Below are 12,930 nucleotides of genomic sequence, written 5' to 3' on the forward strand. Positions count from 1 at the left end.
CCGCTTCCCGACTCTCCCTCTGCTGCGCCTGGATCGCGCTGATGGCGACGGTACTGACGATATCCTCGACGCTGCACCCGCGGCTCAGGTCGTTGACCGGCTTGTTGAGGCCCTGAAGCACGGGGCCTATGGCGATGGCACCCGTGGCACGCTGGACCGCTTTGTAGGTGTTGTTGCCGGTATTGAGATCGGGAAAGATGAAGACGGTGGCCCGACCCGCCACTTTGGAGCCGGGCATCTTCTTCTCGCCCACGGCCGGATCGATCGCCGCGTCGTACTGCATCGGCCCTTCGATCAGAAGGTCGGGTCGCAGCGATTGGGCCAGCTTCGTCGCCTCCCGGACCTTTTCGACATCCTCTCCGACACCGCTTTCACCCGTCGAATAGGAGAGCATCGCCACGATCGGCTCGATCCCGAAAGCCCTGGCGGTCTCGGCCGACTCGATGGCGATCTGTGCCAGCTCTTTCGGATTGGGATCGGGCACGATGGCGCAATCTCCGTAGACGAGAACCCGGGTATCGAGACACATGAAAAAGACGCTCGAGACGATATCGACCCCCGGTTTTGTCTTGATGACCTGCAGGGCCGGCAGCACCGTCTCACGGGTCGTATGGGTCGCACCCGAAACCATCGCGTCCGCCAGACCTTCGTAGACCATCATCGTCGCGAAGTAGGTGACGTTCTGGACCGTATCCAGCGCGTTTTCGAGGGTGACTCCCTTATGTTTTCTCAGTTCGTAGAACTCGCGGGCGAACCTCTCTTTCAGCTCGCTTCTCGTCGGGTCTATCAGCTCGATTCCTTCCAGGTCGACCCCGATCATGCCGGCACGGTTGCGTACCGTCTCTTCGTTGCCCAGAAGCACGATATCGGCGATTTTCCTGCGCTGCGCCGTCTCCGCCGCACGTAGGATGCGGTCGTCCATACTCTCGGGAAGCACGACACGCATTTTCCTTGCAGAAGCTTTCGCGAAGAGCCGATGCAGGAACATCGCCGGGGTGACGATGTCGACTTTCGTCTTTTCCAGAGAGCATTCGATGAGTCCGGCATCGACGTGATTGGCGAAGTGGCCCAGCGCCAGGGCGATCTTCCTGCGGTGGCGGGGTGTGATGCGCGCTTCGCTTCTTTGGGCTTTGAGGATGATTTCGAGTGTCGTAAGCGGCACTTTGATCAGCACGACGCGGAAGGTTTCGTCACTCTCGATCATCTTCAGCACGGTCGGCGCGATCTCCATCTCTCCACCGACGACGATCGCGGAAGCGGAGGGAAATCCCGGGATACGGTTGGCAGAGAGAATCGCCAAAAAAATGTCTGCCCGATCGGCCGGCACCACCACCAGGTCCTTCTCTTCGAAATACTCCAGAAAATGCTCCGGATGCATCGCCGCGATCAGCGGTTTGTTGATGATGCGTTCCAGACTGGATTCGTCTTTCATATGGATGATCTCGCCGCCGGTGAGAGTGATGAGATCCAGCACCGTGGGACTGTCGAGCTTCTTTTCGTAGGGGATGGGAAAGCAGGGAATGTCCGGAAAGGGCTTCATGCGGTCCATCTGGCAGGCGAGCGTATCGGAGACGTGGTTGATGAAGAAGGCGAAGGGTTTGATCCCCTCCTCTTTGAGCGACTGCTGCCACAGGGCGATATCCTCCTCCACCTCATCGAGATCCTTCCCCTTCGCACTGAGAACGCCGACGACGGGGATGGAAAAGTTTTTGGCGATCTGCACGTTCAGATCGAAATCGATGATCTCCTTCAGATGCAGATCGGCGTTGCCAAGACAGAGGACGAAATCGTAGTTTTTCTGAAGATTTTCGAATTTCGTGATCAGTTTTTCATAAAGCTGCGCCTCCTCACCCCTCGCGAGCCAGGATTCGATACTGTCGGTGGTAAATCCCGCCGCCTCTTCATAGCTCTGTTTCATTTCGAAGATCGAGAGCATCGTTTCGATATCGCCGTCGATCCCTTCGTCCCGGACGATGGGCTTGAAAATCGCGACACGTTTAAATTCCCGTTTGAGAATATCCATCAGCCCCATCGAGACGAAAAAACTCCCGGCCCTCGGCTCTTTGGATACCACATATAAAGCGTTGACATTCATGATTTCATTTTCCTGTAGTTTTCACAAATCATAACATAATCAGAATTTGCAGATCATCGTCTCGAAAACCGTCTTCGTTTCTGCAAACTCTTCGAAGGCTTCACGGAACTCTCTCCTTTTCTGGCGCTCGATCTTCGCCATCGTTTCCCGGAGCGCTTCGATAGCGGCGACGGTCTCTTGGGTGTGAAGCTCCGGAATCCGTGCGAACTCTCCCAGGTGTTCTCTCTGCACATCCAGATCCTGATGTGCTCCGAGGATGGATTGTATGGTCTTGAGTTTTTTCAGCATTGTCCTGTAGGCTTCCGGCTGGAGTATGGAAGAGAAAAATTCCATCATATACCGGAGTTTCTTCACGTCGATCCGCAGCATATGATAGCTGTGCGCCGGCGAGTGGGCATCGATGGAGGATCCTTTTTTCAGCACTTTTCGGTACCGCCGTCGCAACGCTTTCGCGACAGAAACGATGATCGGCGTTCTGGCCTCTTTTCCGAGTCCTTCCCCATCTTCCGTCGTCGCGAAACGAAAGAGTATACGCATCTCTTCAGCGAAGGATTCACTCCGAAGAAAACTTGCCAGTTCACGCGATTCCTGCTGCAGCTGACGTTGCAGATACCTCTCCAGCTTCTGGAGCCCATGATGCAACGTCTTGGGAATCAACGATCTGTAACGAGGCATCTCCATCAAATAGACGTCGATATCCCGTTTTCTGCCCGTTCGGCGCATCAGTGCCGCCAGCCTCTCTTTGTGCATCATGCGCCACGATTCATCGAAAAGGGGAGCCATCTGAGAGAGAAGGGCCCGGAGTTTGCGCATCGCGACACGAAGCTGGTGGAGCCGTTCCGGGTCTTCGTCACCGGAGAGAATCGCCTCTTTGTTGGCTTCGACGCTTCTAAGAAGCGTGTAGAAGATCGCTTTGGCGGCATGGGCACCACTCTCATAGGGGGCCAGTTCGATCACGGTAGAAGCCTTCAAAAAGGATTCGCGTGCATCGATCTTTCCAAGAATGGTGGAGAGCTCGGTCTGAATGGGAGGAATGTGTCCCAGGCGCGAAAGCGAGCCGTTGGAAAAGGTTCTGTCATCCGTCACTTCCGCCACGAGAATGGCGGCGAAAGATTCGGGAAGCCGGAAACTGTGCGCCTCCTTTTCACTGGCGAACTCGATCTCCAGTATGTTGAGCCCTTTGAGCACCCCTTTGAAACTGTCGAGTTCGTAAATATGCCCGCCATATTCAAAAATCCGTCGCACTTTGCGTATCACGCCGCCCCTGTTGTGTTCACGGGCCTTTTCGAAGTCCTCTTTCGAAATTCTCTCTTCCGTCTCTTCCCTGACCAGGCCGGCCCCTTTTTTGAGGGTTTTGACATACGCATCCGCCTCTTTTCTGTATCGCTCCACCCGCTCTTCGTCCGCTACGAGATAGAACTGCTCAATCTTCACGGTACGATACGGGATACCCAGGCGTTTCAGAAAGCGCTTCATCGAGCAGGGGTAGAGAAGAAAACGTCGTTCGATCTCCATCTTTTTCATAGTTTCGATTCTATCATAGTATGTTATAATAACAACAAAAAGTTAAGGATAGAGAAAGATAGAAAAGTTCCGATACTTTCACCAGCATTTTCCGCACCTCGAAATCGAACAGCTTATCGAGTACTATGCCGTCTTCGGAGGACTCGAAAAATATGTCACCCTCAACTTCAGCGATACCCTTTATGAATCGATCCGGATCAATATCCTGCAACAGTACGATTTTCTCAAAATGAAAGTGCTCCCGCCTCTGAGCAGAGAGAGTGAGAGCCGGCGCATGCTCAGGGCCGTCGCCGTCTCGGACGGCAAAACCATCAACGTCCTTCGACGCGCCTCGCTCTCCCGTACCCAGGGGCACGGCACCTACCATGCCCTCCGGCAGGCGGGCATGCTGCACAAAGAGCGCTCCAGGGAGACTCCGATACCTCTGAAACCGGGTATGAAGAGAAAAAAAGAGGAGCGGGGCTACACGATCCAGTCGAAGATAAAGTTCACCCACCCTTTCTACCGTTTCTGGTACACCTTCGTCGAACCCCGCGCGAAAGAGATCGAAGCCGGGGAATTCGACGGTTTTTTCAAAGACCTCGAAGAGTCCTTCGACAGATACGTCAGTTTCACCTTCGAAGATCTCTCCAACGCCCTGATCAAACACACCTTCGACAGAAAGGATCCCGTTTCGGAAAAAGGGACCTACTGGGACCGCCACAACGAATTCGACCTGCTGGCCAAAACCGAGAACAACCGCATGATCATCGGCGAGTGCAAATGGAAAGGGCACAAAGTCTGCAAAAGTCTGGTGAGCAAGCTCAAATCCAAATGCGAACGGTCCGGCCTCAAGCCGGACTACTACGCCCTCTTCTCACGCAGCGGATTCAGCAACGAGCTCAAAAGTTCCAACGATCCGACGATCCTCTGCTTCGATCTCGACGACTTCGAAAAGCTCATCTCATGAACGAACTGAAACTCCCCGCTTCGATGAACGAGGAGGAGAAGCAGACCCTCCTCTCCCAGCTCGAGAGTCTGATCGAACAGACCTACAACGTCGAAAAAGAGTACATCACCCTGACAACCTCCTACAACCATCTCCAGAATCTCGTCAGACAGATCATCGAAGCGCTCCCCAACGCCCTGTGGGTACTCAACGACGAGGGATCCATCTTTCTGCAAAACAGCGAAGCGGAAGCGTTGAACGGACTTCTCGAGCGTATCGACCTGGAGACGAAAGAGCAGGAGATCGCCTTCAAAGAGCGCTACTACCTCGTCAAAACGACACGCAACGAATCGAAAACCATCATCAGCGCCACCGACATCACCGAACAGAAGCGCAAGGAGAGGCTCGCCTCGATGGGTCAGATGGCCGCCCACCTGGCCCACGAGATCCGCAATCCCATCGGCTCCATCGCCCTGCTCATCTCTTCACTCTCCAAACGTGTCGTGCCGAAAAACCAGCCGATCGTCGACGAGATCAAACGCTCCCTCTTCAGAGTCGAACGTATCATCAAAACGACGCTGATGTACTCCAAAGGGGTGCAGCCCCGCTTCGCGAAGATACCGCTGGAGAAGCTCGAAGCCGAATGCCGCGCCGCCGTGGAGTGCTACAGCTTCACCAAAGAGATCCGGTTTCACTACGATTTTCCGGCCCGATCCATCAGAGGCGACCTGGGTCTGCTCTCCCTGGCATTGCAAAATCTCGTTTTCAACGCGATCGACGCCATAGAGGAGAGCGAAGAGGATGAAGGCGACATCCGGCTCACGGCCCGATGCACGGATAAGACCGTCAGTTTTGTCGTACGCGACTCCGGCGTACCCTTCGAACACCCCGAGCGTCTCTTCGAAGCGTTCCATACGACGAAAACCAAAGGCCACGGTCTCGGGCTCGTGCTGGTTCGGCAGATCGTCGAAGCCCACGGGGGAGAGATATCTATCAAAGCGGATACAAAGCAGATAATCGTCACCCTGCCATCCGAAAAACCCGACTTGCCGAAAGTCTCCCACTCATGAAAAAGAGAGGATGGTTCAGATATTTCTTTCTCGTCGCCATGGCGGGACTGTTTCTGTACGACCTCTATATCACCCTGGACATTTTCAGCCTGCAGGAGAACGGCATCGTCCGGGAGATTCTCTACAGAGTCGAAAACAATCAGACGGCGGATCTCTCCGCTTCGCTTGGCGAACTGTGGCGCCATCTGGAGCATCGCAAACAGCAGACGCTGATGGTGACCTACGGATTTTCTCTCCTGATGTTCGCCACTCTTCTGGCTCTTTTTGTCCGACACACCTCCGCACTCAAACGTCTGCGCAAAGAGCGAAACGAACTTCTAAAAGAGCGCGAAACCAACGAAAGACTCCAAAGAGAGATCGCAGAACGTCTCTATACGGATCCATTGACGGGCATCCCCAACGGCAACGCCCTCAAAAGAGATCTCTCGGAGCGTGAACACGGCATCGAATATCTGATCCATATCGATATCGACGCTTTTCACGAGATCAACGAACTCTACGGCGACGATACCGGCGACGAACTGCTCAGACAGCTGGCGGCCCTTTTGAAGAACCGTTTCAACAGACCCCATTTCACCATCTACCGCCTCAGATCCGACGAATTCGTCATCACATCCACGAAAAACCTCAGCCGCATCGAGCTCGATCACGAGCTCTCACTGCTCATCAGCGCCGTCAACAACCACCGCTTCAGAACAGGATCCGACAGTTTCCACATCGCCATCCGCGCCGGCGCATCTCTGGAAAGGGAGAATCTCCTGGCCACCGCGGGGATGGCGCTCAAAAGCGCCAAGAGATCCTACCGAAGCTACTGCATCTACTCCCACGAACACGATCTGACGGAGATCTACCGCACGAACCTCTCCTGGATCCGGGAGATCAAAAGAGCCCTGGAAGAGGATCGGATCATCCTGCACTACCAACCCATCGTACGGGTGAGCGACGACAGCATCAACTCCTACGAATGTCTCGTCAGAATCGTGGACCGCGAGGGCACCATCCACTATCCCGTCGAATTTCTGGAGCTGGCCAAACGTTCGAAGATCTACTTCGACATCACGATGCGGGTCATCGATCAGGCTTTCGCTTCGTTTTTGAACCATCCCGGCCACTTCTCGATCAATCTCTCCTACGACGACATCGCCAACGGCAACATCGTGGGGTTCATCATCGAAAAGGTGCGGGCTTTCCCCGAACCCCACCGTATCCATTTCGAGATACTCGAGTGCGACAAAATAGAAAATTACGATATCGTCCGCCGTTTCACCGACAAAGTCCGTCGTATGGGCTGCTCCATCTCCCTGGACGATTTCGGTTCGGGCTACTCCAACTTCGAACACATTCTGATGCTCGACATCGACATGCTCAAGATCGACGGATCACTGATCAAAAACATCATCCACGACAAAAATTCGAGACTCATCGTCGAAACGATCGTCGATTTCGCCAAACGTCTCGACCTCGATACCTGTTGCGAATTCGTCAGCGACAAGGAGATCTACGATCTGCTCAAAGGGATGGGTGTTACCTATATGCAGGGGTTCTATCTCTCGAAACCCAAGCCGTATCATTGACGAGAGGGTGAGCGGGGATCGGGAAACGAGAAGGTGTGGTTGGAAACGGGGAAAAAAGAGAGCGCGGCTCAGGCGCTCTCGAGAACCTCGACGGCTTCGATCGCCTGGACCTTGGCGACGAACTCGGCGTTGACGTGGACCGGTGACTCTATCTCCACCTCCTGGAGCTTCGAGCACAGACGGAGCTTGAGCTGCTTGCGTCCGGGATTCTGCTGCGCCAGACGGTAGAGCTCCTCGAGGATGCGCATCTTTTCGTGATCGAGATCGAGCCGGATGATCAGGGGCTCTTCGGGCTTTTCGATCATGCGGGTCTCCACCCTCTCTTTGCGGCACTCTTTGAGCGGCATGATCTTGTGGACCCGCATCCGCGTAAAATCGCCGTCGCGGGTGATGGAGACCTTGAAGCCGATCGGCTCGTCCAGATCCATCTTCTCAAGCTGCTCCAGCTGTCGCTCGAAGAGGGTGATCTCGATGTTGCCGTGAAGGTCCATGACGTTGGCGATGCCGAATTTGTTTCCCTTCTTGCTGATCTTCGTCGTCACCTCCTCCACTTTGCCGATCAGCAGCGCCGAGGAGCCGTCGGCGATCTGATCCAGGTCGGAGGAGAGGGTGTAGTCGATCTTCGAGAGCTCCTCCCTGAAGCGGTCGAGAGGATGGCCCGAGACGTAGAAACCCAGCGACTCCTTCTCCAGCTCCAGAATGCTCTTTTGCGGGTACTCCTCCATCGGCACGATGTCGACCTTGATGTTCACCAGCTCCGCATCGTCGCCGAAAAGCGACCCCACGGCCATCTGCTGCGCCCTGGCCGATTCGTGCATCGCCTCGACGATCGCGTCGATACTCTCCAGCAGCGCACGGCGGCTGTAGCCGAAGCCGTCCAGCGCGCCCGCCTTGATCATCGATTCGATCACCTTCTTGTTGACCTTCTGGGTATCGATACGGCTGACGAAATCGTCGAGCGACTCGAAAGCCCCCTCCTCCCGGGCGGTCAGGATCGCGTGGACGGCCGCGTCGCCGACCCCCTTGATCGCCCCCAGACCGAAGAGAATGACCTCGTTCCCCTCTTCGTCGCTGTCGGGGGTGAACTCCAGGGCCGAACGGTTGATGTCGGGAGCCAGCAGCCGGATGCCCAGACGTTTCACTTCGTCGATATACTTGACGACCTTGTCGGTGTTGTCCTTTTCGCTGGTCAGCAGTGCGGCCATGAATTCGGCGGGATAGTGGGTCTTGAGCCACGCCGTCTGGTAGGTGACCATCGCGTAGGCGGCCGAGTGGGATTTGTTGAAGCCGTAACCGGCGAACTTCTCGATCAGGTCGAAGAGTTCGGCGGCTTTGTCGTAGTCGAGCCCCTGCGCCTTCGCTCCCTCGGCGAATTCGGCCTTGTACTTCTGCATCAGGTCGAACTTCTTCTTTCCCATCGCCCGGCGGACGATGTCCGCCTTGCCCAGGCTGAATCCTCCGATCGTCTGGACGATCTGCATGACCTGCTCCTGGTAGACGATGACGCCGTAGGTGGGTTTGAGGATCTCCTCCAACTGCGGGAACATGTAGGTGATCTCCTGCCTGCCGTGCTTCCGCTCGATGAAGTCGTCGAGCATCCCCGACTCCATCGGGCCCGGACGGTAGAGGGCGAGCACCGCGACGAGGTCCTCGAAATTGGTGGGCTTGAGCTTGGCGTTGAGCTGCTGCATCCCGCCCGATTCGATCTGGAACATGCCGACCGTCTCGCCGCTCTGGATCGTGTCGTAGACTTTCATATCGTCCATCGGCATGTTGTCGAGGTCGATCTCGATACCGTGGCGTTTCTTGACGAGTTTGACGGCGTTGTCGATGACGGTGAGGGTCTTGAGCCCCAGGAAGTCGAACTTGATCAGATCCACGTCTTCGAGGAAATTGAGCGAATACTGGGTCACCAGCGTCTCTTCGCCCGAGGGCTTGTAGAGCGGCGTCTTGTGCCAGAGCTCCTCGTTGGAGATGACGACACCGGCGGCGTGCATGCCGGCGTTTCGCTTGAGCCCCTCCAGAGCCAGGGCGAATTTCCAGACCCGGGCCGCCGTCGGGTTGCTCTCGACCAGTTCGCGGATCTTCGGCTCCTTGTGCCAGGCGCCGGGTTTGAACCCCTCTTCGCCCTCTTTGCCCTTGCCCATCAGGGTGATGCCCAGCTCGTCGGGAATCAGCTTGGCCATCTTGTCCGCTTCGGCGTAGCTGACACCCAGCACCCTCGCGACGTCCCGGATGACCCCTTTGGCCAGCAGCGAACCGAAAGTGATCACCTGGGCCACGTTGTAGCGACCGTATTTGTCGACGACGTAGTCGATGATCTCCCCCCGTCTGGCCTGGCAGAAGTCCATATCGATATCGGGCATGCTGACGCGCTCGGGGTTGAGAAAGCGCTCGAAGAGCAGGTCGTACTTCATCGGGTCGATGTTGGTGATCTTCAGGGCGTAGGCCACGAGGCTTCCCGCCGCCGATCCCCGGCCCGGCCCCACGGGAATCCCCCGCTCCTTCGCCTCCCGAACGAAATCCCATACGATCAGCATGTAGCCGGGAAACTTCATCTGGTTGATGATCTTCATTTCGGTCTCGAGCCGCTCCCTGTACTCTTCGTGACGGGAGGGGTCGACGAATTTCAGGCGCTCTTCCAGACCCTTCCGGCACTCGTGCATGAAGAGCGCCTCGTCGTTGGCGAAACTGTTTTCCGTCTCCGGCTCCGGCACCTCGAGCCCCACCTTCGCGGCGTACTCCCGGGCGAATTTGAAATTGGGAGGGGTGGGGTTGCCCAGATCGAGCTCCAGGTCGCATTTGTCGGCGATCTCCTGGGTGTTTTCCAGCGCTTCGGGAATGTCGGCGTAGAGTTCGGCCATCTCTTCGGGCGATTTGAGGTAGAACTCGTGGACCGAGTGGCGGAGCCGGTCGGGATCGTCGTAGAGTTTGTTCATCGCGATGCACATGAAGGCTTCGTGGGCTTCGGCATCGTCGGGATAGAGATAGTGGGTGTCGTTGGTGGCGACGATCTTGATCCCGGTCTCCAGACTCAGTCTGATCACCTGCTCGTCGATGGCGTGCTGGTCACCGATGCCGTGGCGCATCAGCTCCAGATAGAAGTCCTCTCCGAAGATTTCTCTGTACTCCAGGGCCACCTCTTTGGCCCGTTCGTACCCCTGGGCGCCGAACTTGACGTTGCGCTCGCTCAGATTCATGTGCCAGTTCACTTCCCCCTGCAGACAGGCCGAGGAGCAGACGAGTCCCTCGCTGTGTTCGCGCAGCAGCTTCTTGTTGATCCGCGGATAGTAGTAGAAGCCGTTGATATAGGCCTGGGAGCTCAGGTACATCAGGTTTTTGTAGCCGGTTTCGTTTTTGGCGTAGAGACAGAGATGGAAGCGCTGGCGGGTGCTCTTGTCCCCCAGATCGTCGCTGTTGTGGATGTAGGCTTCCATCCCGATGATCGGTTTGATCCCCTCTTTTTTCATCTGCTGATAGAAATCGATCGCCCCGAACATGTTGCCGTGGTCGGTGATCGCCACCGAATCCATCCCCAGCTCCTTGAGCCGGCCGGCCAGTTTCGAGATCTTGTTGGCGCCATCGAGAAGCGAGTATTCGGTGTGTAGATGCAAATGGGTAAATTTCGGTTTCATGGAGGCTCGTTTCCGTAAATAGTATCGATTTTTTAGTCTATCGAAGATGCCGTTAGATTTGGATAAATGATTCCCTGAAAAGTTGAGAATTTAAATCTTTTTCCAAAACGTCGATGTTAATCAATAATGCAAGCGGAAGAAAGGGATCATTATGTTCGATTTAGTCTTGTTCGGTACGATCGGCCTGCTTCTTTTGATACTGATAGGTTTTCTGGTCATCGTTATCCGTGACCACATGAAAAGCAAATCCTTCGAGCTCTACGTGCATCAGAGCCAGACGGAACTGAAGAAAGAGGCGAACCGTTCGACGGAAGAGAAGAAGAGAAAAGAACGCAAAATTCCTCCCAGACGCAAAACGGCTCCTCCATCAAAACCGGCCAACAGGGTCCCCACGGAAGAGCCCGCCATCGCGAAAGAGACCGTACCGGCCACGGAAGAAAAAAGAGTGGAAAAGGCCAAAAGCGGCGAAGAGTCTGCCGTATCCGAAGAAAAGCCCACACTCTACCGACTCCATCCCGAACCCAAAGAAGAGGTATCGGCCGCCCAGAAGGAAGCGGAGGCGATCCTGCAGAAAGACTACGGCGTCTTCTCCCACCAGCGTCTCGTGGAGGGGATGGGTCTCTCCCCCGAAGAGGCGGACGAATTCGTCGTGGAACTTATCCATCAGCTCGAAAACGCGATCAACGATCTCGACCACGCCATCGAAGAGAGAAACTTCACCGAGGTGGAGCACATTACCCACGGACTCAAAGGGGCCGCTCTCAATATCGGCGAAGGGGGCGTCGCCCAGCTTCTGACCGAATACAACACCTACATGAAAGAGGGAACGGAACTGCCCGTCATCGAGGCGTACCAGACCCATCTCAAACGAACCGTAAGTGATTTGAAGGTAGAATATTCCCAAGTCGCCTGAAAGGTTTGGGAATATGGAAAAATTCAAGAACATCGTCCTTGTCGGCTTCATGGGAGTCGGCAAAGGTGCCCTAGCCCGCGAACTCGTCCGCCGCGACCCCTCCCTCTACGCGCTCGACACGGACGACATGATCGAAAGTCTCACCAACACGCGCATCAAAAAGATTTTCGCCACGGCCGGTGAAGCGGCGTTCCGCGCCCTGGAGCAGAAGACCGCCGACTGGCTCGCCGAAAACGTCACAAACGCCGTGATCTCCACGGGTGGCGGTTTCTACAAAGTCAAAAACATCAGCGCCATCGGCACCGTCGTCTACCTCAAAGCCGATTTCGACTGGATCCTCGCCAGAATCCTGGGCGCCCCCAACGCGAAAAAGAAATTGAAAAAAAGACCCCTTTTCCAGGATGTCGAAAAGGCGAAAAAACTCTTCGAAGAGCGCTTCGAAGCCTACGAAAAGATAGCCGACATCGTACTGGACGTGACCGAAACGGATACCGAAGAGACTGCGAAAAAGCTTTTGGAGAAGTTGAAGAGAGGAAACTGAGACCGGGCGGTATGGAAAAAGCGTAAGGCATATTCCGCTTTCCGGTTGCAGTGGGCGGGCGAAGCATGCCCGCCTCGACTCAGCAGTAGTCGGCGAGAAGTCCTTCGCGAAGAGACTGATAGGTCTCCTCACCCACCAGTTTGCGTACGATGGCCAGACCGAAGCAGATCGCCGTGCCCGGCCCGCGGGATGTCATGACGTTGCCGTCGATGACCACTTTCTCCTTGTCGGTATACCCTTCGAGGTTGCCGATCTGCTCCTCCACGCTCGGGTAGCAGGTATAGTGCTCGGGAAGCACACCGGCCGTCTTGAGGGCGAAGGGTGCGGCACAGATGGCTCCGACGATCTTCTGCTTCTCGTTCATCTCCTTGAGCAGGCTCTGGACCGTCGGGTTTTCGGCCAGGGCGTGGGTACCGTCCCAGCCGCCCGGCAGCACGACCATGTCGAGTTCGTCCGCCACGACATATTTGATGTCGGTATCGGCCTTGATCGTTATGCCGTTGGCGCCCGTCACCAGCTCCTCGTTGACACCGGCCACGACGACTTCGATACCGCCGCGCCGCATGACATCGATCAGACTGACCGCTTCGATCTCCTCGAACCCTTTTGCCAACGGAACACAAACTTTCGCCATTTCACACCTCCTCTTT

At 55.7% G+C, this 12,930-nt stretch carries 9 protein-coding genes; 5 read left to right on the plus strand and 4 right to left on the minus strand.

Going from position 1 to position 12,930, the window contains the following annotated elements; all coding sequences use genetic code 11:
- Positions 1-2,095: phosphate acetyltransferase (gene pta, locus Q1K23_RS03800; RefSeq protein ID WP_300362608.1), on the minus strand; the 2,095-nt coding region annotated here is incomplete at its 3' end.
- A 39-nt stretch (positions 2,096-2,134) separates the two neighbouring features.
- Entirely contained in the window at positions 2,135-3,619 is a 1,485-nt protein-coding gene (locus Q1K23_RS03805; protein WP_300362609.1) for a CHAD domain-containing protein, read from the minus strand.
- A 229-nt stretch (positions 3,620-3,848) separates the two neighbouring features.
- Here Q1K23_RS03805 and Q1K23_RS03810 point away from each other — a divergent pair, with 229 nt between their 5' ends.
- The 3 genes from Q1K23_RS03810 to Q1K23_RS03820 are packed head-to-tail and all read left to right on the plus strand — an operon-like array spanning position 3,849 to position 7,191.
- Positions 3,849-4,568 (plus strand): DUF234 domain-containing protein, encoded by a 720-nt coding sequence (locus Q1K23_RS03810; protein WP_300362610.1) that lies wholly within the window; start codon positions 3,849-3,851, stop codon positions 4,566-4,568.
- A complete protein-coding gene (locus Q1K23_RS03815) occupies positions 4,565-5,617 on the plus strand; it encodes a HAMP domain-containing sensor histidine kinase (protein WP_300362611.1) in 1,053 nt (350 codons plus the stop codon). The genes Q1K23_RS03810 and Q1K23_RS03815 overlap by 4 nt, the downstream gene beginning before the upstream one ends.
- Complete coding sequence (locus Q1K23_RS03820) at positions 5,614-7,191, plus strand: bifunctional diguanylate cyclase/phosphodiesterase (protein ID WP_300362612.1); 1,578 nt, start codon at positions 5,614-5,616, stop codon at positions 7,189-7,191. Before Q1K23_RS03815 ends, Q1K23_RS03820 begins: the two co-directional genes overlap by 4 nt.
- 68 nt (positions 7,192-7,259) lie before the next feature.
- On the opposite strand, the gene dnaE is transcribed toward Q1K23_RS03820, so the two are convergent.
- Complete coding sequence (gene dnaE, locus Q1K23_RS03825) at positions 7,260-10,826, minus strand: DNA polymerase III subunit alpha (RefSeq protein WP_300362613.1); 3,567 nt, start codon at positions 10,824-10,826, stop codon at positions 7,260-7,262.
- A gap of 151 nt (positions 10,827-10,977) precedes the next feature.
- Here dnaE and Q1K23_RS03830 point away from each other — a divergent pair, with 151 nt between their 5' ends.
- Complete coding sequence (locus Q1K23_RS03830; RefSeq protein WP_300362615.1) at positions 10,978-11,739, plus strand: hypothetical protein; 762 nt, start codon at positions 10,978-10,980, stop codon at positions 11,737-11,739.
- A 13-nt stretch (positions 11,740-11,752) separates the two neighbouring features.
- The gene (locus Q1K23_RS03835; RefSeq protein WP_300362617.1) at positions 11,753-12,280 is read left to right on the plus strand and encodes a shikimate kinase; all 528 of its coding nucleotides are present in this window, start codon (positions 11,753-11,755) and stop codon (positions 12,278-12,280) included.
- A gap of 79 nt (positions 12,281-12,359) precedes the next feature.
- On the opposite strand, the gene Q1K23_RS03840 is transcribed toward Q1K23_RS03835, so the two are convergent.
- Positions 12,360-12,930 (minus strand): DJ-1 family glyoxalase III (locus Q1K23_RS03840; protein WP_366522643.1); only part of this gene is annotated, 571 nt, incomplete at its 5' end.

It is taken from the genome of Hydrogenimonas sp., assembly GCF_029933015.1.
Lineage (GTDB): Bacteria > Campylobacterota > Campylobacteria > Campylobacterales > Hydrogenimonadaceae > Hydrogenimonas.

Excerpts from the sequence above, each read along its gene's own strand:
- Q1K23_RS03805 (WP_300362609.1), bottom strand. The coding sequence starts at position 3,619 with ATGAAAAAGATGGAGATCGAACGACGTTTTCTTCTCTACCCCTGCTCG.
- Q1K23_RS03810 (WP_300362610.1), top strand. The coding sequence starts at position 3,849 with ATGAAAGTGCTCCCGCCTCTGAGCAGAGAGAGTGAGAGCCGGCGCATG.
- Q1K23_RS03815 (WP_300362611.1), top strand. The coding sequence starts at position 4,565 with ATGAACGAACTGAAACTCCCCGCTTCGATGAACGAGGAGGAGAAGCAG.
- Q1K23_RS03820 (WP_300362612.1), top strand. The coding sequence starts at position 5,614 with ATGAAAAAGAGAGGATGGTTCAGATATTTCTTTCTCGTCGCCATGGCG.
- dnaE (WP_300362613.1), bottom strand. The coding sequence starts at position 10,826 with ATGAAACCGAAATTTACCCATTTGCATCTACACACCGAATACTCGCTT.
- Q1K23_RS03830 (WP_300362615.1), top strand. The coding sequence starts at position 10,978 with ATGTTCGATTTAGTCTTGTTCGGTACGATCGGCCTGCTTCTTTTGATA.
- Q1K23_RS03835 (WP_300362617.1), top strand. The coding sequence starts at position 11,753 with ATGGAAAAATTCAAGAACATCGTCCTTGTCGGCTTCATGGGAGTCGGC.